This window comes from Streptococcus cuniculipharyngis, from assembly GCF_007859195.1.
In the GTDB taxonomy this organism is placed as follows: Bacteria; Bacillota; Bacilli; order Lactobacillales; family Streptococcaceae; genus Streptococcus; species Streptococcus cuniculipharyngis.
In genome coordinates this window covers 24,706-45,574 of record NZ_VOHL01000002.1, presented here as the reverse complement: position 1 = coordinate 45,574, position 20,869 = coordinate 24,706, and the positions used below count along the sequence as shown (strand labels likewise).

13 protein-coding genes and 1 riboswitch are annotated in these 20,869 nt (G+C 43.8%); of the genes, 10 read left to right on the top strand and 3 right to left on the bottom strand.

Going from position 1 to position 20,869, the window contains the following annotated elements; translation table 11 throughout:
* The first annotated feature begins 186 nt into the window (after positions 1–186).
* The 4 genes from FRX57_RS03665 to gorA all read left to right on the top strand — a co-directional run bounded on the left by FRX57_RS03665 (position 187) and on the right by gorA (position 4,006).
* A complete protein-coding gene (locus FRX57_RS03665; RefSeq protein ID WP_146566809.1) occupies positions 187–1,347 on the top strand; it encodes a class I SAM-dependent rRNA methyltransferase in 1,161 nt (386 codons plus the stop codon).
* Between the two features lie 24 nt (positions 1,348–1,371).
* Positions 1,372–1,713, top strand: coding sequence for a YlbF/YmcA family competence regulator (locus FRX57_RS03660; RefSeq protein ID WP_146566807.1), 342 nt, complete (start codon positions 1,372–1,374; stop codon positions 1,711–1,713).
* Positions 1,714–1,817: 104 nt separating this feature from the next.
* Positions 1,818–2,540 (top strand): DUF554 domain-containing protein, encoded by a 723-nt coding sequence (locus FRX57_RS03655; protein ID WP_146566805.1) that lies wholly within the window; start codon positions 1,818–1,820, stop codon positions 2,538–2,540.
* A gap of 113 nt (positions 2,541–2,653) precedes the next feature.
* A complete protein-coding gene (gene gorA, locus FRX57_RS03650; RefSeq protein ID WP_146566803.1) occupies positions 2,654–4,006 on the top strand; it encodes a glutathione-disulfide reductase in 1,353 nt (450 codons plus the stop codon).
* Positions 4,007–4,094: 88 nt separating this feature from the next.
* Here the strand turns inward: gorA and FRX57_RS03645 are convergent, their stop codons facing one another.
* Positions 4,095–4,523, bottom strand: a complete 429-nt coding sequence (locus FRX57_RS03645; RefSeq protein ID WP_146566801.1) for a GtrA family protein — start codon at positions 4,521–4,523, stop codon at positions 4,095–4,097.
* Between the two features lie 28 nt (positions 4,524–4,551).
* A riboswitch (PreQ1 riboswitch) is annotated at positions 4,552–4,648 on the top strand.
* On the opposite strand from FRX57_RS03645, the gene FRX57_RS03640 reads away from it, so the two are divergent.
* The 4 genes from FRX57_RS03640 (at position 4,646) to addA (ending at position 12,379) form a co-directional block, all read left to right on the top strand.
* Positions 4,646–5,155 (top strand): QueT transporter family protein, encoded by a 510-nt coding sequence (locus FRX57_RS03640; protein WP_146566799.1) that lies wholly within the window; start codon positions 4,646–4,648, stop codon positions 5,153–5,155. (Overlaps the previous riboswitch by 3 nt.)
* Positions 5,156–5,162: 7 nt before the next feature.
* Complete coding sequence (locus FRX57_RS03635; RefSeq protein ID WP_146566797.1) at positions 5,163–5,543, top strand: OsmC family protein; 381 nt, start codon at positions 5,163–5,165, stop codon at positions 5,541–5,543.
* A 58-nt stretch (positions 5,544–5,601) separates the two neighbouring features.
* Positions 5,602–8,790, top strand: coding sequence for an ATP-dependent nuclease subunit B (gene rexB / locus FRX57_RS03630; protein WP_146566795.1), 3,189 nt, complete (start codon positions 5,602–5,604; stop codon positions 8,788–8,790).
* On the top strand, positions 8,780–12,379 hold the full coding sequence (addA, locus tag FRX57_RS03625; protein ID WP_146567255.1) for a helicase-exonuclease AddAB subunit AddA: 3,600 nt from the start codon (positions 8,780–8,782) through the stop codon (positions 12,377–12,379). The genes rexB and addA overlap by 11 nt, the downstream gene beginning before the upstream one ends.
* 496 nt (positions 12,380–12,875) lie before the next feature.
* On the opposite strand, the gene FRX57_RS03615 is transcribed toward addA, so the two are convergent.
* Positions 12,876–13,184 (bottom strand): hypothetical protein, encoded by a 309-nt coding sequence (locus tag FRX57_RS03615; RefSeq protein ID WP_146566791.1) that lies wholly within the window; start codon positions 13,182–13,184, stop codon positions 12,876–12,878.
* A gap of 178 nt (positions 13,185–13,362) precedes the next feature.
* On the opposite strand from FRX57_RS03615, the gene trhO reads away from it, so the two are divergent.
* Together trhO and FRX57_RS03605 are read left to right on the top strand one after the other, a co-directional pair.
* Entirely contained in the window at positions 13,363–14,352 is a 990-nt protein-coding gene (trhO, locus tag FRX57_RS03610; protein ID WP_146566789.1) for an oxygen-dependent tRNA uridine(34) hydroxylase TrhO, read from the top strand.
* A gap of 169 nt (positions 14,353–14,521) precedes the next feature.
* Positions 14,522–20,368, top strand: coding sequence for a ZmpA/ZmpB/ZmpC family metallo-endopeptidase (locus FRX57_RS03605; protein WP_146566787.1), 5,847 nt, complete (start codon positions 14,522–14,524; stop codon positions 20,366–20,368).
* 270 nt (positions 20,369–20,638) lie between these two features.
* Here the strand turns inward: FRX57_RS03605 and FRX57_RS03600 are convergent, their stop codons facing one another.
* Entirely contained in the window at positions 20,639–20,815 is a 177-nt protein-coding gene (locus FRX57_RS03600; protein ID WP_146566785.1) for a DUF3042 family protein, read from the bottom strand.
* Positions 20,816–20,869 lie beyond the last annotated feature (54 nt).

Sequence of the window (20,869 nt, the reverse complement as noted above, 5' to 3'; positions counted from 1 at the left end):
GATTTTAAAGAGTGACTGAATTAGTTTTTTCACAAGAACACTTCCTCGTTAGAATTTCCTAAATGTAAAATCTCACTTTAAATTATACCACATTTACTTTTGTAATTCTTGGATTGACCGTTCATTTGTGCCTGACTGCCTGTGTTTATGGTTGTTTGCAAGCAGGGATTGTGATACAATAGGGCTATGAAAAAGTTACGGATAACAGAACAGGCCCGGAAGAAACTGGCACGAGGGGTTCAATTGTTGGTGGAAAAAGATTTTGTATCAACTCCTAGTGGCCAGGGCTTGGCTGAGCTATATGATGCCAATCACCGCAGGCAGGGACTGGCCTACTTGGCCCCCCAGAATAAGGGTGTGGGCTGGTTTTTATCCCCAAATGACCTTAACTTGGATCAGGCTTATTTTGAAGGTCTGTTTAGAACAGCCAAAAGAAAGAGACAGGCTTATGAAGGGTCTCAGCTGACGACTGCTTATCGCCTCTTTAATCAAGATGGTGATGCTTTTGGTGGATTGACCATTGATCGTTATGGTGACTATGCCCTTTTTTCTTGGTACAATGAATTTGTCTATGACCTACGTTCTCTTATTGTTGCGGCCTTTAAGGTTGTTTTTCCAGATATCAGAGGGGGATATGAGAAGATTCGTTTTTGTGGTTTAGCCTATGAATCGGCTCATCTTTATGGCCAGGAGGCGCCGGAAACCTTTTCAATTTTAGAAAATGGCGTGCGGTATCAGGTTTTCTTGAACGATGGCTTGATGACAGGTATTTTCTTAGACCAGCATGAGGTCAGGGCTAGCCTGGTGGATGGCCTAGCAACTGGAAAATCCCTCTTGAATATGTTTTCCTACACGGCAGCTTTTTCAGTGGCAGCAGCCATGGGTGGGGCTAGTAGGACGGTCTCGGTTGATTTGGCCAAGCGGTCACGCGATTTGTCACAAGCTCATTTTTTGGCCAATGGTTTGACTCTTAATCATCACCAGTTCTTGGTCATGGATGTTTTTGAGTATTTCCGTTATGCGATACGTAAAGGTCTTCGTTTTGACCTGATTGTTTTGGATCCGCCGAGTTTTGCCCGAAATAAAAAGCAAACTTTTTCAGTGGCTAAGGATTATCATAAATTGGTCTCAGCGGCCTTGCCTTTGCTCAATCCAGCAGGAATCCTAATTACCTCAACCAATGCCAGTAACCTTTCTGTGGAACAATTTAAGCAAGAGGTGGAAAAAGGAATGGGTGGGCTTGCACATACTTATTTGGAGACCAGACAGTTACCAGATGATTTTACGGTCAATCTAGCTGATCCAACGAGCAACTACCTAAAAGTGTTTACTATTCAAGTCAATTAATGATTATAGAAAAAGGAGAAAACAATGACTGTTAATATTTATGATTTAGCCAATGATTTAGAGCGTGGGATTCGTGCTCTTCCTGAGTATCAAGATGTGGCGGTAGCCAAGGAAAAAATTGCCCAGGATAATGCGGCCAAGGCCCTTTGGGAAGAATTTACGGCTGTCCAAGAACGTATTCAAGGTTTGCTTCAGTCAGGTCAAATGCCGTCACAAGAGGACCAAGATAGCATGCAGGCGATTGGGCAAAAGATTGAGGGCAACCCGATTCTGAAAGAATATTTTGATGCACAGCAACGTCTGTCTGTTTATATGACCGATATTGAGCGCATTATCTTTAAACCCTTGCACGATTTAGTCAAGTAATGGTTAAGGAGATTATCCCTAGGGATGGTCTCTTTTTCTTGTCTAGACAAGTCCTATCCAGCGTGATATAATAAGGGCTAACTTAAGATATAGGGGAGAGGTTTATGATTGGATTAGGCACTTTGGCCAATGTCTTTGGTGTGCTCCTTGGTGGTGGTCTGGGACTGATTTTGGGCAATCACCTGCCTGAACGGGTGCAAGATACGGTGATGAAGGCAACAGGGGTAGCGGTTCTCTTTTTGGGGATTGCGGGTGCCTTAGAAGGCATTTTGGTTTTGCAAGATGGCAAGCTGGTCAGTCAAGCAGGCATGTTAATCATTCTGAGTTTGGCCCTGGGGGCCTTGATTGGTGAAGTCTTGAACATTGAGCAAGGCTTTGAACATTTTGGCCAATGGTTAAAAAGAGTGAGCAAAAGTCAGGGTGATGGGCAATTTGTTGATGCTTTTGTCACCACTTCTTTAACCATTTGTATTGGCGCCATGGCGGTGGTAGGTTCGCTTCAAGATGGGATGTTGGGGGATTCGTCGACCTTGTTGGCCAAGGCAGTTTTAGACGCCATCGTTGTTTTGATTTTGACCGTGTCAAAGGGCAGAGGTGCCATCTTTGCAGCAGTCCCTGTCCTGCTCTTTCAAGGAAGCCTTACCTTTTTGGCAACCTTGATTGCTCCCTTTGTGACAGCGACTATGTTAGCTAATCTTTCTTTGGTGGGGTCCATCTTGATTTTTTGTGTGGGGGTCAATCTTATCTGGGGCCCGATGATTAAGGTGGCTAATCTCTTACCAGCTATTTTAGTAGCCCTAGTTGCCACCCTACTTCCTTTCTTTTAAGGACTACTCTTAGCTACCTTTGGGTGGCTTTTTTGCTCAGTTGGCGTGTTGGATTTTTGTCAGAGCCTAGCTTTTATGATAAAGTAGGCCTATGAGAAAAAAGGAGAATGACAATGGAAACAAGTTATGACTATATTGTGATTGGAGCAGGTAGTGGGGGTATTGCCTCTGCCAATCGTGCCGCCATGTATGGGGCTAAAGTGCTTTTAATTGAAGCCAAGGACCTTGGTGGCACCTGTGTCAACCTTGGTTGTGTGCCTAAAAAAGTCATGTGGTATGGCGCCCAGGTGGCGGATACCCTCAATCATTATGCTCCGGCTTATGGTTTTGCCACAGCGGTCAAGGATTTTTCTTTTGCGACCTTAAAGGCTAATCGTCAGGCCTACATTGACCGTATTCATCAGGCCTATGAGCGAGGTTTGGACCATAATGGGGTGACCTATATACAAGGCTATGCTCGTTTCTTGGACCAGCAACGGGTGAAAGTAGCCGGTCAGGTCTATCAGGCCCCCCATATTTTGATTGCGACTGGTGGCCATGCCCACATTCCCGATCTTCCGGGGGCTGACTATGGCATGACCTCAGATGGTTTCTTTGAACTGGACCAAATCCCTCAACGTGTGGCAGTTGTCGGGGCAGGCTACATTGCGGTGGAAGTGGCCGGGGTTCTGCATGCTTTGGGTAGTCAAACCCATCTCTTTGTCAGACAGGACCGTCCCTTACGTCAGTTTGACGGGGAGATTGTCCAGCATTTGCTTGACTTGATGGCCCAAGACGGCCCCAACCTGCATACGCAGGCCATTCCCCAAGAAGTCATCAAGGAGACGGATGGCAGCCTGACGCTTGTTCTAGCAGACGGTCGCCGTCAAAACGTTGATGCTGTCATTTGGGCGATTGGTCGTCGCCCCAATGTCACTGGTTTTGACTTGGATAAGACGGGTGTCCGTTTGACGGAGCAAGGTTATATTTGGTCGGATGAGTATGAAAATACGTCTGTGCCAGGAATTTATGCCTTGGGTGATGTCACTGGAAAATTAGAATTGACACCAGTGGCTGTGGCGGCCGGTCGTCGTTTGTCAGAGCGTTTGTTTAACCATAAACCTGATGAAAAATTAGACTATACCAATGTGCCAACAGTGATTTTCAGTCATCCTGCCATTGGTTCAGTAGGCCTATCGGAAGAAGCTGCGCTTGCTCGTTACGGCAAGGGCACGATCAAGGTTTATCGCTCTCGCTTTACCTCAATGTACACGGCGGTAACAGACCATCGTCAGCCCTGCTTGATGAAATTGATTTGTCAGGGGCCGGATGAGCGTGTTGTGGGGCTGCATGGGATTGGCTATGGGGTTGATGAGATGATTCAGGGCTTTGCGGTTGCCATCAAAATGGGGGCGACCAAGGCTGATTTTGACCAGACCGTCGCCATTCATCCAACAGGGGCAGAAGAATTTGTCACCATGCGTTAGTGGAATTTTATGTTAGTAGCCTGTTTTTACGGATAAGATTAACCCTCTCCTCAAATCTGAGGAGAGGGTTGGTTTATAGTGGGTCGTTTTAGGATTTGGTATTGTTAAAGACAAAGACTTTACTGAGGAAATAATTGGCTAGAATGATGAGTGCTTGAGCTAGCCAGGTTTCAATTCGGTTAATCCAAATGGGATCATTGTGAACAAATTGGCCAATGATTTGCGGAAAACGTTCCACTAATAAAATGACGAGGAGCAAATCAAGTAGTAAGGTGCTAAGACGGGCTCCGATAAATTTGACTAGGCGCTTAGGCCAGCCTTCAGAGGATTGGTTAAAGACTAGGCGGTCATTGGTCATAAAGGCAAAGAGAATAGCGATGATATTGGCTATGATGGCAGCTAAAGTGGCCTGCTGGATGATGTAAAAAAGGAGTTCTCGAGCTAAGAGATAGACTAAGGTGGTTAAGAGGCCAAAGATGAGGTACTTGACAGCTTGATGATTTAGTAATTTTTTCATACCCCTACTCTATCATATTTTTGAAATTTGTGCTATAATAATCACGTTGCTGAGCAACCCTTGGTGCTTCTATCCTTTCGCCAAGCATATTAAACGTGGACTTGCCACTAAAGGAGAACTAAATGAAATCATTAACCAGTCGTGACTATGTTCAAGTGGCCCTGGTGGCTGCCATCTACATTGTCTTTACCGTTTTACCCCCTTTTAATGCGATTAGTTATGGGCCCTATCAGTTCCGTTTGTCGGAGATGTTGAATTTCTTAGCTTTTTATCACCCCAAATATATTCTTGCGGTGACCTTGGGCTGCATGATTGCCAATTTTTATAGTTTTGGCCTGATTGATGTGGTCGTGGGAGGTTTGTCTACTCTGATTTTTGTTAGTCTGGGGGTCAAGCTTTTTAAAGGCTACCAGAAAGACTATCTTTTCAAGGGCCAGCTTAACAAGGCATTTTTCTATTTTTCAATCTTTTTTGCCTTGTCCATGGTGACGGTAGCTGCTGAACTGGCCATTATTGCTAAAGCTCCCTTTTTCTGGACTTGGTTAACAACTGGCTTGGGAGAATTGTTGTCCTTGTTGGTCGGTTCCCTAGTGATTGAAAAATTAGGTCAGCGGATTGATTTTAGGAGGTAGATCCCTAATGTACCAAACCAGTATTATTGGTCAGGGCTTATATCGAGCCAAGGCTAGGGGATATGGCCAAGAGCTTGACTTATTTGGTAACACCGCAGCAGGTGAAACGCCTATGAGTTTGGTCAATGTTGCTCTGGCTTCTTGTGTCACCATGTGTGCCCAAGGCTATTTTGCCAGATATCATGAGCAGGACAATGTTCCAATTGAGGTGACTAGTTCCTACGAGGCTGAGCAATTTATCCTTTTACTCACCTGTTCCCAGCCCTTGAAGGAGGAACATAAGAGAGCTTTAACTGCCTATATTGAGCAACATTGTCGGGTTAAAAAACTGTTGAACGATACGATAGGTATTAGCATCACCATAAAAACAAGAGAGGATGAGAGGTAAAAAATCTCCTCCTTTTTGTTATAATGAATACTAACAAGTAGAGATTGAGGAAAGTCCAATGAAATTACTTTACACGGATATGTGGCAGGACATCAGCCCTGCTCTGGTTGAGGAAGCAAGGAGCTTTGCAGAGACTGGGAAGCGGGTATTTTACATTGCCCCCAACTCCCTATCTTTTGAAAAAGAAAGACAGGTCTTGCAGGCCTTGCCTCAAGAGGCTTCGTTTAGGATAACAGTTACGCGTTTCGGCCAGATGGCACGCTATTTGACCTTAACTAGTGTTAATCCCAAACAATATTTGGACGATGTCGGCCTGACCATGATTTTCTATAAGGTTTTACTGGACTTGTCCGAGCAGGATTTGCAACTTTATCGTCGGGTTAAGGAAGATAGTGGTTTCATTCAGCAACTGGTTGACCTTTACCAGGAACTACAAACTGCTAATCTGACCATCGCTGATTTGTCCTATTTAGAGCCTGCAAAGGCAGCTGATTTACAGTTGATTTTTCAAGCGGTGGAGAGCTTGATGACAGACAAGAATTGCGCAGTTCAATCCTCTCTTTCTTTTCTAAGTCAGGAAATTAAGGCTGGTCGGCTTGATTTGAGTCAGGTTGTTGTTATTATTGATGGTTTTACTCGTTTTTCAGCTGAAGAAGAGCAGCTAGTGGATTTATTAGAAGCAGCTTGTCATGAGGTGGTTATCGGAACTTATGCCAGTCAAACCGCCTATCGAACAAACTATCTAGAGGGTCATGTTTATCAGGCTAGCGTAGCGTTTTTAACCAACTTAAGAGCTAGGTACCAGACCAAGGCTAGCTATCTTGCCAGTCAATCATTAGGAACAAGTTTTGAACAACTAACACAGTTGTTTGAACAAGTAACTAGTTTTTCTAATGCCTCTTTGTCTCCCTTGGCTGCTGATGATCCCTCTGTACAAATTTGGCGCTGGCCAACGGTTAAGGAAGAAATTGAAGCCATGGCCAAGAAAATTCGCCAGCTAGTTCAAGAGACTGACTATCAATACAAGGATATTACGGTTCTTGTGGGAGATTTATCAAGAGATCAACTAGCTATTGAGCTGCTGTTTAAGCAGTTTGATATTCCTCATTATGTGGCTAGTAGTCAGTCCATGAAAGATCACCCCCTTGTCAATCTGATAGATTCTCTGGAGCGAATCAAGCGTTATCATTACCGAGCTGAAGATGTTTTGAACCTATTAAAGTCAGGTCTTTATGGCCATTTTGAGCAAGCAGCGATTGATCAATTTGAACAGTATTTGCTATATGCTGATATTAAAGGACGTCAGCAATTCATCAGGGAATTTTCTGTTAACGGGGGTCAAGGGCAGTATGACTTGCCCCTGCTCAATCAGTTACGGGAGGCCTTAATCGGTCCGCTAGATCGGTTTTTGAATAGTCGCCCACAAAAAGCGCAAAGCCTCTTGAAAAAATTCAATAGCTTTTTGGCAGAGACTGGTTTGCCAGAAAATATGCAGCTTTTGACTCAGTTTTTATCTTTGGAGGAACGCGAAAATCATCAACAAGTTTGGGCCAATTTTGTGGCCTTGCTGGAAGAATGTCACCTGATTTTTGGCGAGGATAAGCTAGCGGTAAGGGATTTTCTAGCGATATTGCGTAGTGGGATGTTGGCGGGGACCTATCGCACGCTTCCAGCCCGGGTCAATGTTGTCAAGGTTCAATCCTATGATCTGGTCATGCCACACCACAATCAACTGATTTTTGCCATTGGACTGACGCGGGATGTTTTTCCCCTGCTTCATCAAAATAAGAGTCTACTAACCGACGAGGAACGTCAACTCATCAATCAAAAGGTTGAACAGACTGGTCGCTTGGAGATTCCTAGTCGGGAAAATAGCCAGCGCAATCTCTACCTAGCCCTCTCACTCTTTAATAGTGCCGATGTTCAACTCATTTTGAGCTATTCAGGACCAGGGGAAGGGGAGAATCGCTCACCTTATCTTGCTCTTTTAGAAGGATTTGGTCTAAAAGAGCAGGGGGCTCCTGAGTCTAAGATCAGTCATTACAAGGAAGTTTTGGCCCGACTACTGGCAGTGAATCATCTTCAAATCAGCCAGCAAGTGGAGGAGGGACAATCCTTTTGGACTCAAGCCTTGGTAGTTTTGCGACAGCAATTGGCCGCTCATCAACTCCAAACAGAGGTGCTTGACCTGCCGATAACTAGTCCGCTTTCAGCAGAGGTCCTATCTTTACGCTTTGCTGAGCAGAAGTGTCAATTATCTGTTTCAGCGTTGACGACGTTTTATAATAATCAATACCTCTATTTTTTACGTTATGTTTTAAGGTTACAGGAGCAAACGAGTATTCATCCAGATGCACGTCGACATGGTAGCTACCTCCATAAAATTTTAGAGAACTTTATGGCGGATCAATCACCATTAACAACTGAGGCTAAGTTGACTTTGGCCCTGGAAAAAACACGACAAGATAAGCATTTGGGCTTATCATATCAGCAATCCCAGGAAGATCAATTTTCACAAACGATTTTGGAGACGATTGCTGGTAGTGTGGTTAGTGCCTTGGCAAGAAATCAGGCGGTCAGCGTAGCTGGTCAGGAAGTTCCTTTTGATTTTTGGCTAACTCCCAAGCTTAAGGTGGGAGGTTTGATTGATCGACTGGATACTTTAGTTGATGGTAGTCAAGGGATTGTTGACTACAAATCAGGAGATAAGGCATTTCAACTGATTGATTTTTATCATGGACTAGATTCCCAGCTGGTCACTTATTTGCAAGTTCTAAAACAGCTGAATCAGCCCTTGTTTGGAGCCATGTACCTACAATTGACTGAGCCCCAATTGACTTTAAAAGAGTTGAAAAACCTTGATCAGCTGGCTGAGAAGGCACAGAAAACCTTGACTTACAAGGGAGTGTTTTCAGAAGATAGAAAAGAGTATTTGGCCAATGGGTTTTATCAGCTTAAGAAAGGTTTTGTATCCAATACTTATAGCCAGGAAGAACTGTCTCGACTCTTGGCCCATAATCAGCACTTATTTGAAACAGCCTATCGGCAGATTATGACAGGGCATTTTTTGATAAATCCTTATACTCGAGATGGGCGAACGGTCAGTGGCAATCAGTTAAAAAGCATTACCCGTTTTTCAGCTGACCGTCACATGTCCTATGCGAGAGCATTTGAGAAGTTTAACGAAACAGGGAAAAAACAACGAGAACTCTTATTGGGGTTGATGGAGGAAAATGATGGAAATTAAGCCTTTTTTGACAGCAGAAGATATTCGGTTGCTTCAAGAACAAGAAGCAAGGTCTGATGTGCCACAAAAACGTACCGCTGAGCAAATTCAGGCGATTTATAGTCATGGTAGCCATATTCTGGTGTCGGCTTCAGCGGGATCGGGCAAGACCTTTGTGATGATTGAGCGTATCTTTGATATGATTGAACGGGGTTACCACATTGACCAACTATTCATCTCAACCTTTACAGTCAAGGCGGCGGGTGAGCTGAAAGAGCGCTTGGAAAAAAAGATTAATCAAGCCCTTACCCAACCAAGGACGGATCAAGAACGTCATCACCTGTCACAGCAAATTCAACAGTTACCCTTGGCCGATATTGGCACCATGGATGCTTTTACCCATAAATTGGTCAGCCAGTATGCCTATTTACTAGGAATTTCCCCTAATTTTCGAATTATCCAGGAACAAAGCCAGCTCAAATTGTTGCAAGACGACGTTTTTCATGACCTTTTTAACTCTTATATGACAGGAAGTTCAGGTCACTTGTTCCGCCAATTGGTTCGAAATTTTATCGGGAAGGCTAAGGATAGTCGCCCTTTTCAGGAGCTGGTCTATGATGTTTACAGGTTTAGTCAAAGCATGGCCCATCCCCAGCTGTGGTTAGAGGAAACTTTTTTAAAGGGGTACGATCATTTTCTCAAGCGGGAGAATTTCCCAGATCAGTTGGTGACAGAGTTTTTGGAGTGTTTAGCAACAACGGCTGCTGCCTTGCAGGATGTCATTGATTCACCAGACTATGACGTTCTGACCAAGGCTGGTAAGCCCAAGGCAGACTACAAGAAAAAAAAGGAACAAATAGCTACCCTAGTCCAGGCTAAGTTGAATTGGGAACAAGGACTTGAACGCGATTTGGCTCAATTAGCCAAGAGCTTGACGCAAGCCTTACCTGCCACTAAAACCATTACGGTTAAGGGAATCAGCTATCCGATTTTTCAGGAGCTTCACCAGTATTTGGACCAGTTTAGACATTTGGACGTGATCGTTACCTATCAGGAGCAGGCAAGACCTATTTTGGTTTTGCTTCAGGCTTTCATGAAAGATTTTTCAGCTCAATTTTTAGCTGCGAAAATTCAAGAAAATGCTTTTGAATTTACTGATATTTCTCATTTTGCCATCAGTATTTTGGAGGATTATCCCCAAGTTCGTCAACAGTTTCAAGACAAGTACCAAGAGGTGATGGTGGACGAATATCAAGACAATAACCACCTACAGGAGCAACTGCTAGAGCTCTTATCCAATGGTCATAATCGCTTTATGGTAGGGGATATTAAACAATCTATCTATCGTTTTCGTCAATCAGACCCACAGATTTTTAAGGACCAATTTGAGCGTTTTCGAGCCCATCCTGACCAAGGGCAATTGATTTTACTCAAGGAAAATTTCCGAAGTCAGTCCACAGTGTTAGCGACAACCAATGCTGTTTTCAGACGGTTGATGGATGACTCTCTTGGCGATGTCCGCTATGACCAGGGGCATCAACTTTTAGCAGGTAGTCAGCAACAACTGTGCTCGGAGGCCAAGTATCAAAGCCAGCTCCTGCTTTATGATGACAGTCAAGAACAAGCTGCCTCGGCTGGTCAGCTCGATATCGGAGAAATTGATGTGGTAGCTAAGGAAATTATTCGCCTGTATCGTGAGGAAAAGGTAAGCTTTGACCAGATTAGTCTCCTTGTTCCTTCTCGTCGTTATAACGACACCATTATGAGGACCTTGGAAAGTTATGGTATTCCTGTTGTAGTTGATGAAATGGCCAAAAATTATCTTCAGTCAGTTGAAGTCATGGTCATGTTGGATACCTTACGAGTGGTCAATAATCCTCTGAATGATTATGCCTTGATTGCCCTGTTACGGTCACCCATGTTTGCATTTAATGAAGATGACCTGGCTCGTATCGCTTTGCAATCGGAAGAGCCGATAAAATTTTATGAAAAATTGCAGTTAAGTCTTAGCCAAGAAGGACAGGCTCTCAACTTATTGACGGAGGAGTTGGTGGAAAAAATTCAGGCTTTTGACCAGACCCTGCGTCGTTGGCGACAACAAGCAAAGCTGAGTAGCCTCTACCATTTAATTTGGCAAATCTATCAAGACAAGTATTATTATGACTATGTCGGAGGTCAGCCCAATGGCGCTCAAGCCCAAGCCAATCTTTATGCACTGGCAGAAAGAGCCTATGGTTATGAAGAAGGGGGCTTTAAGGGCTTGACCCGATTTATCCAGATGATTGATAAAATTTTAGCCAATGCCCATGACCTGGCCAATGTTGATTTATTAGTTTCAACTCAGGCTGTCAATTTGATGACCATTCATAAAAGTAAGGGCTTGGAATTTGATTACGTCTTTATCCTCAATCTGTTCCAACAGTTTAATAAGCAAGAGGAACGTCAGTATTATGCCTTGAGTCGGGAGTGGGGCTTGGGAATCCGTTATTTGGCTGATTTGAAAGCGGAAGTTGAGACCTTTTTACCAAGCCTTCCTGTTCGCATAGAGACGGTGGCTTTTCAGCAGATTAAGGAGGATAATCAAGTGGCAGACTTGTCTGAGCGCTTGCGCCTGCTCTATGTTGCCATGACTAGGGCTAGAAAAAAACTCTATTTAGTGGGCAAGGAAAGTCAGGAAAAATTTTCGAGCATGGAGGCCTTGGCAACCACTGCTGAAGGCTACTTGACTGCCAAGGTCAGACGAGGAATGACCAGTTTTCAGGATTGGATTTTGGGGCTTTTAGCAACTTTTCCCAAGGAAGGTTTTAACTTGACAGAGAGTTTCTTGGGGATAGACGACCTGACTCCTGAACAGATTGGTCAGGTTGAATTGCTTGATTTGGATGTGGCAGAGGTGGTTAGCCAAAGCCCAAACCAAGTCTTTAAGCAAGCCCTAGCTGATATGGAATGTGCCCTTAACTATAATCATCAATTTGCAGCTAGTATTGACCTTCCTAGTGTCCGCACCCCTAGCCAAATGAAGGAGTTTTACAAGCCAGTTAGTGATCAAGAGGGTGTTGATTTGATTGAGAAACCAGATCTCCCCCTTAATTTTGACCTGCCAACCTTTAGTCGACAAAGTAAGGTGTCGCAGACAGCCTTAGGAAGTGCGACCCATGAATTAATGCAACGCTTGGTCTTGTCTGACCGAGTGGAAAAGACTGATTTGCAGGAGGCCTTGCAAGCGGTACAAGCAGAGAAAAAGGTTAAAGATCGACTGGATTTGGAGAAACTCTATCAATTTTTCCAAACAGATTTAGGAAAATTACTGCAGGAACATCATGACCAGGTCCAAAGGGAGGCTCCTTTTTCCATGTTGCAAAAAGATCCCATCAGCCGTGAAAAATATATTATTCGTGGAATTTTGGATGGTTATGTGGTTTTGGCAGATAGAATTGTCCTCTTTGATTACAAGACTGATCGATTCAAAGATAGCCAAGTCCTTGTCAATCGTTATCGTGCTCAAATGGCGCTTTATGCCCAGGCCTTATCACGTTCTTATCAGATAGATCGTGTTGATAAATACCTGATTTTATTGGGTGGACAAGAGTTAGTGATTTCTCGTGTGTAAACTTAGTGATGGCTGATGATGCCAAGTTAAAGGAAGCGACAGGTCTTTTGTAGCCCCTCTTGAAAGCGTCTATAGAAGTTCAAAAAGGGCAAGGAGTGACCCAAGAAGGTCATCTTTTCATTCGTTATACTAGCTTTGTCTATCCTCAAAAGGCTCCAATCTTAGCAGACGGCTTTAGTTGGTCCAGCTGGATTAGGTAAGTCAATGACGACGAATTGGTGACTGCTCTTAACTTGTCCATCACTTATCAACTGTTCTTGGTGCTGAAAGGAGCTCCTTTTGGAAAATCATCGTATCACGGGCAGTGGAATCCATCAGGAATTTTTAAAAACTCATGAAATTTATGCTCGTTTTGTTAAGGAGCAGATATTATAAAAAGCTTGGATTTTTCCAAGCTTTTAGAATGTCGAAAATAGCAATGTTCTAGGTTTTTGATTTGTTTAAGCGGAAGAAAAAATGGACTTTTCTTCCAATCTAAGGCAGGGACCTCAGTCTGTTAGAGTAAGAAATGCTCAATTTTAAACGCTAACTCAGGGTAGCTAGAGACCAGTTCTTGGCTACTTTCCTCATAAAGGTGACGAATCTGGGCAATCTTATCGGGAAATTCATGACCAATGTAGTGGGATTGGCATTCTAGAGTCATAAAAAGCTCGTGAAAGAGGTCATTCATCTCTTCAAGCTTTTGACGCAGGCTTGTATTTTCTTCCAAAAATTGAGGAATCTCATAGTTAGACACCATCAGTGGGTCCTGCAAGATTTCCTTAACAGGATAGGTGCCATATTCTAGACTAAATTCGTAGGTCATAGGGTATCCTTTCTAGCTGATGGTTTCATTCTACCATAAATGACCCAAAAACAGACAAGAAAGGTCTTACTTGAATAAATGATAAAAAATAGGGGAATGCTTTGCAATTTTACCAAAAAGATAGTAAAATAAAGGTGGTTGAGCTATCAATCTATTGCAAAGATTAAAGGAGATAAGCATGTCAGAGAAAATTAGAGTCTTGCTCTATTACAAATACGTGCCAATTGAAAATGCTCAAGAATACGCAGCAGAACATTTGGCCTTTTGTAAATCAATCGGTCTCAAAGGCCGTATCTTGATTGCCGACGAAGGTATCAATGGTACCGTGTCTGGTGATTATGAAACAACGCAGAAATACATGGACTGGGTGCATAGCGATGAACGTTTTGCTGACCTTTGGTTCAAAATTGACGAAGAAGACCAACAAGCCTTTCGCAAGATGTTTGTTCGTTATAAAAAAGAAATCGTCCATCTTGGTTTAGAAGACAATGATTTCGATGCAGATATTAACCCACTCGAAACAACAGGGGAGTATCTGTCTCCAAAACAATTCAAGGAAGCCCTACTTGATGAAAATACGGTTGTTTTGGATACGCGTAACGATTATGAATATGACCTAGGTCACTTCCGTGGAGCCATTCGTCCAGATATCCGTAATTTCCGCGAATTACCACAATGGGTGCGTGATAACAAGGAAAAATTCATGGACAAACGTGTAGTGGTTTACTGTACTGGTGGTGTCCGTTGTGAGAAATTCTCAGGCTGGATGGTCCGTGAAGGCTATAAAGACGTTGGCCAATTACACGGAGGAATTGCGACCTACGGTAAGGACCCAGAAGTCCGCGGCGAACTTTGGGAAGGGAAGATGTACGTCTTTGATGACCGTATTGCCGTTGATGTTAACCATGTTGACCCAACAGTGATTGGTAAAGACTGGTACGATGCTAGCCCATGTGACCGTTACGTTAATTGTGCAAATCCATTCTGCAATCGCCAAATCTTCTCATCAGAAGAAAACGAGCATAAGTATGTTCGTGGTTGTTCTGCAGAATGCCGTGCTCACGAAAGAAACCGCTATGTTGTTGAGCATGGATTGACCCATGAAGAATGGGCAGCCCGTTTAGCGGAAATTGGTGAAACCCTAGATTTTCATACCGTATCAAATTAATAAGTGAGAAATTAGTCAGGTTTTCTGACTAATTTTTTATTTTAGCAACAAAAGAAAATAGTTTTTCTTTTTTGAATCATTACTATTCAAATACGTTAAAAATAAGATTAACATTCGGTTTTTACTTGTGTTATAATGGTAGTAACCGTTTGCGAAAAGGAGGATAGTGATGAAAAGACCGCAGAGTCTTCAGTTATTTAACAAACATTTAAGATTTTCGATTAGGAAATTGTCAGTTGGTATCGTCTCTTTGGCGATAGGAGCCTTTTTTGTCGGAGGCGGCCTAAGCAGCCCTGTTCAGGCAGATAGTCAGGTGACGACTAGCCTGTCTCACAGTCCCCTGACCCAGTATAATTATGTGACCGAGGATGAATTGAGTGCAGATGAAAAGGCCCTTATTCAAGAGGGGTTGCCGACAACTCATGATGCACATTGTCATAATTATTACTTGGTCTATCGTCCAGCAGGCAATAGTATCCTGCCAAGTACAGCCAGCCAGGCCCTCTCTCTATTAACAGTAGGTGGTCAGGTCTTGTTTGTGGTCTTGGGCATTAGTCTGGTGGCAAGTAGCCGAGGTAAAAAGGAGCGTCTGGTCTCATCTATCATGTTGATTACCCTATCAGGGACAATCTTTGTGCCAAGTATCCAGGCCCTACAAAGTCAGAAATTATCAGCCTATAATCAAGTTTACCACTTACAAACCGGCCAAAAAATGCCAGACGTGGCCGAGATTCCAGGCTACAAGTATATCGGTTATCTTTCCCTTTGTAGCTGTCAGGACAAGGTAGTGACAGACCTCTTGCCGGCGAGCTCCAGTGAGACAGAAACCAGCCTAAGCTCTAGCAAGACTGAAGCAAGTTCAAAGATTTCTGAGTCATTCTCAAGCTCAGTGGTCACTGGTAAACCAGAGCAAGTGGCGACTGTTCCAGGTTCCTCAACAGCACCCTTGGAAGAGGTTAAGGGGCCAGTAGCTGAGCCAAAGCCGGAGGGTGAGTCCATCCAGCCAGAACCAGCTCCAAGTCAGCCGACTAAAGAGAGTCAAGCAGTAGTGACTGTTCCATCTTCAAGCCAGGTAGTCAAGGAAGTGGAGAAAGAGGCCCTAGTTCCGTCATCAAGTCAGGTCATCAAGGAAACCGAAGCAGTAGTGACTGTTCCATCCTCAACTCAGGTCGTGAAAGAAGTAGAGACGATTGTGACTGTTCCTTCAGCGACCACAGTGACGACAACTGAAGAGGTTGTCAAGGAAGTTCTTGTGGAAGTTCCAGTGGTCAAGACCAGTGAGACAATTAGCTCAACTACCACCTCAGAAGGGAAAGTAGAAACCATTGTATCTGAGGTAGAGACGATTGTGACTGTTCCTTCAGCGACCACAGTGACGACAAGCGAAGAAGTTGTCAAGGAAGTTCTTGTGGAAGTTCCAGTGGTCAAGACTAGTGAGACGGTGATTGAAAGTTCAACAACGGTGGAAACGACAGTCCTTGTACCAACGGAGACCAAGACAGAGCAGACTCTAGTGCCATCAAGTACTAAGGAAACTGTTGTAGAGACCGTGCCAGCCTCTTCAACAGTCAGTCCTGTTCCAGAGCTACCAGCAAGTTCAACCAGTCCTGTTAAGGAAGTTCCAGTAAGCCCATCTAGCGCTTCTCAGCCAGAGTCAAGCAGTAGTGAGCCATCAAGTAGCTCAATTGCTTCTCAGCCAGAGTCAAGTAGCAGTGAGCCATCAAGTAGCTCAAGCACTTCCCAACCAGAGTCAAGCAGTAGCGAGCCATCAAGTAGCTCAAGCGCTTCTCAACCAGAGTCAAGCAGCAGTGAGCCATCAAGTAGCTCAAGCACTTCCCAACCAGAGTCAAGCAGTAGCGAGCCATCAAGTAGCTCAAGCGCTTCTCAGCCTGAATCAAGCAGTAGTGAGCCATCAAGTAGCTCAATTGCTTCCCAAGCTGAGTCAAGCAGTAGCGAGCCATCAAGTAGCTCAAGTGCTTCCCAAGCTGAATCAAGCAGTAGCGAGCCATCAAGTAGCTCAATTGCTTCTCAGCCAGAATCAAGCAGCAGTGAGCCAGATAGCACGCCAAGTTCATCAACCGAAGAGCCCCGACCAGATGAGCAGGAAGAAGAGCCTGTGGTGGACAAGTCAGCCCTGGCCCAATTAGTTAGCCAGGACCCAGAGCTGCAAGAAACCATTCGATATGTTTACGCAGATGTACAGGCCAAAGAGCAGTATGACCAAGCCTTACAAGCGGCGCAACAGGTGTTGTTGACTAATCAAGTAACCCAGGAACAGGTGGATGCCAGTCTCTTGTCCTTGAAAGAGGCTATGGAGCGGCTGAATGGACGCTTAAAAGCGACACCAGAATTGAGCTTAACCAAGGTAGAAAAAGATGATGATGCGGCTAATGCTCAATTATCCTACCGTTTAAGTGATCCCGATCAAGCTGTTGAGCGGTTGATTGTACGTGTCTATGACGCTGATAAGTTGGTAAAAGAAGTAAGCGTGACAGACTTGAGTCAACCGTTTGAGATTAAGGACTTGTCTTATGGTGTGCCGTATACTTTTGAGTCTGAGTTGGTTTATAATCTGAGAGATGGTCAACAATCTAAGACGGTCTCTCATGATCAGACAGTGGAGTTGAGCCTGAAAGCAGAGCCAAGCCTAGCTTTAGTGGAAGTCGTCAAGAATGATGACACTCGAAGTGCCCGTTTGACCTTTGAGTTAATCGATAGAGATAAGACGGTTAGCGGTGGTTTGGTCAAGGTCTACGAAGGAGATCAGCTAGTTAAGGAAGTAAGCGTCACCGACTTTAGTGAGCCAGTAGACTTATCAGACCTGTCCTATGGTGTACCCTATCGTTTCAAGACGGACTTAACTTACGACTTGCGAGATGGTCAACAATCTAAGACGGTCTCTCATGACCAGACAGTGGAGTTGAGCCTGAAAGCAGAGCCAAGCCTAGCCTTAGTGGAAGTCGTCAAGAATGATGACACTCGAAGTGCCCGTTTGACCTTTGAGTTAACCGATAGAGATAAGACGGTTAGCGGTGGTTTGGTCAAGGTTTACAATGGAGACCAGCTAGTTAAGGAAGTAAGCGTCACTGACTTTAGTGAGCCAGTAGACTTGTCCGACCTGTCTTATGGTGTACCGTATCGTTTCAAGACAGACTTGACTTATGACTTGAGAGATGGTCAACAATCTAAGACGGTTTCTCATGACCAGACAGTGACCTTAATTGAAAGAGTCAGCCCTGTGCCGGTTCTTGAGAAAAAACTTGTTTTTAAAGACATTTCCCAAATCGGCTTATATCGGGTAGTCAATGGTGAGTTAGTGAAGCAAACGTCTTTTACTGAAAGTCAAACAGATTTGTCTCATTATGTGGTAAAAATCGAATCTAGCAAATATAAGGACGTCTTACTCCCTGTTTCAAGGCTTGAGGGGAATCAGGTTGGTTTGCTCTTACCAGAATTGGTTCAGGACAAGCCATCAGGCTACGCTGAAGGGCTTAACTTTAGCTTGGGTCAGATTCCTGTACAGGCTCCTAATTATCAAGACTTGGCTGGTTATGATAGCCAACGTCAGATTGCCTATGCAAATATGGAAAAATTATTGCCATTCTATAATAAGGAAACAATCCTTGATTATGGCAATAAGGTTGACCCAGCAAACAAACTTTATACAACAGAGTTGGTTAGTCTAGTGCCGATGGTTGACAATCAGTTTGTGACGGATTACTATAGTCAGCATGAGCAGATTAATCGTTTGTTACTACATTATAAGGATAATACGGTAGCCTATGTTAATCTGGTCAATGGCCGCTTCTTCAAAAATAGCCCAGTTAAGGAATATCAATTGGCAGGTAGTGAGTTGATTTACACCCCTGAGCAGTTGATTCAGGCGCAAGATAGCTTAATTAATGAATTAGCTCAAGAACTGCAAAAGCTTAATTACTTTGAGAGTTTGGAAAATCTTTACCCAAATTTCATTTATCCTCCAGCCTTGGTTAATGCTGAAATGGAGCAACTTAAGACAGAGTCTTATGCAGAAGCGGTGGCTTCTTTGCGTCGTCAGCAGGTAGATCCGCTTTACCTAGAAAAATCCTATCATCAAGTTAAAGCTGGTATTAAAACGTATCTTCAATCCCTTTTATCACAGGAAGCCGTTTATGCCCCGGCTAATGCGACGTCAACTTACTTGCGTGATAAGATTTTAAAACATAAAGAAAAACTCATGCTTGGTCTAGCCTACCTAAATCGTTTGTATGATATTAACTATGATCAGCAGAATATCAAAGGATTGTCGCTCTTTAGGCAAGATTTCTTTGGTCAGCCAGTACGTCCTATAGATTTGTTGGAACAAATTGGTGGTGCAGGTCTTGAGAAGTTGGAATTTGCCAATAGCGCAGCCCTCTATCGAGATTATTTAGGACTTAAAAATGGCAAAGCGACGATTATGGACTACTTAAGTGCTTATAACAGACTATTGACGGACAAATCAGATAATGACTGGTTTAAGTCAGCTAGCAAGGCCTATATTGTCGAAAGTCCATCCCAAGCAGCACCGGCGGCCAATAGTCAGGTTTATCAGTCTCTGGCCAAGGAGCGTTATCAATCCTATATTTTACCCCTGTTGACCCTATCAGAAGACGGTCTCTTTATCATCAGTAATATGACAAGTTTGAATTTTGGCATGTATGATCGTGCGATTGACATGTCTTTGAAAGAGAGTGATCCACCGGCCTATGCAGCAGCAGTGGCGGAATATCAGGCAAAAATTCGTCAGACTGCTGATTGGCAGAGGGCCTACTATGACGTTTGGTATCGTCTTGCTAAGGATAAGGTAAAAGAACTTCTCCATGCTCGTTCAGATATGCCGATTGCTAACTGGGATGGCTACCGGATGGAAAATGGTCATTGGATGAGACCTTATGGGGATACTGCTAGCAGTCGGATGACGGATTTCTTCGCTCCGATTGGCAAATGGTACCGCTCAAATGGCACAGCCGCTAATGCTAATGGCACAACGACGTATTTTGTGGTGGATACCATGATTGGAGACAAGGGGCAAGGGACCATGACCCATGAGATGACGCATAATTTAGACACGTCTGTTTTTCTAGGCGGCTATGGTCGACGTTTGGGACCAGAAGCCTATGCGATGGGCTTTTTGGAAAGTCCTTGGACAGCAACCAATAAAGAGTTGGGCTTGAATTTATTTGCGGATTATGCTGCCAACGGCAGTCGTCGCAACTATAATGCGAGTCCTGAACGTTTCCAAAATAGTCAAGATTTACAAGAATTTGTCCGTGGCATGTTTGATGTCCTCCATACCTTGGAGGCCATTGAGGGTGAAGTCTATCTTGAAACCCCTAAGTATAAGCAGCGACAAATCTTCAGACGCCTGTTGGTTGAGGGGGTCAATACGAGAAATACAGCCTTCACGGATGACAAAGAGTGGAGTCAACTGAACTTTACCAGTCTAGCTGATTTGGTCAATCAGCGTGTACTCATCGGGACCCACCAAGACTATCGTTCCAACCGTGATTATGGGATGCCTTACCAAATGGTGCAACTCTTTTCGGCTATGTATAGTGCCATCACTTACGAGCGGACCCTGCCCGATAGTTTGACCTTTAGGCGATTAGCTTATGAAATTTTAGCAGAGGCGGGTTATGACGGCATGTTAAAATATGCGTCTGACCAACTGAGAAAAGCAGCAACAGCTACTGGTCAACCTTTCAATGATCGATACATTATTCAAGAGATTTTTGCAGGTCGCTACCAAAGCTTTGAGGAGTTTAAACTGGACATGCTTACTCAGCGTTTAGCCAAAGCCCAAAAAGGTGATTTAAAACCTGTTAGCTTTACCTATAATGGGCAGACCTATCGAGCGAGTTACCGTGTGATTAAACAACTCATGCAAGATGCTGTGGATAATAATCTCTATAGCCTACCTGCGTTAAAGGAAGCCATTTATCAGGCCTACCTTGCTGAAACAGATGATTTCAGGCAGTCTATTTATCGTGATTAGTAGTAAAAAAAGGCTGGGATGTCCCGGCCTTTTGGCTTGACTGATGACTGTCTCATAAAAAGGACCTGTTTCTAGCGAGTAGAAATCAGGTCCTTTAATTAATCTTAAGCCTTAGAGAGCTAGTTTGATTAGCAACTACACTTGTCACAAGTGCAATTTTGACAGGTGCAAAGGCCAGTTTCTTGGCAGGTACAATCTTTAGACATGGTAGGCTCCTTTCCCTAACGCAGACAAGCAAGACCAGAAAGTGGATTTCTGGTCTTTGGTTGATTAGCGAGTGACACGACGGCGAGCTGCTTTTTTACGGTTTTCTTCAATGAAGGCCGCTTTTTCTTCTTCAGGATCAATGATATTTTTTTTCACAGCGTAAACAGCTCCGGCTACGGCAGCACTAGCACCAAGGACACCAGTTGCCAAGCCTTTGATAAATGAATGTTTTTTAGCCATAAAGTTTCTCCTTTTCTTATGTTATAATCATAGTAACCAATTTGAGATTAAAAT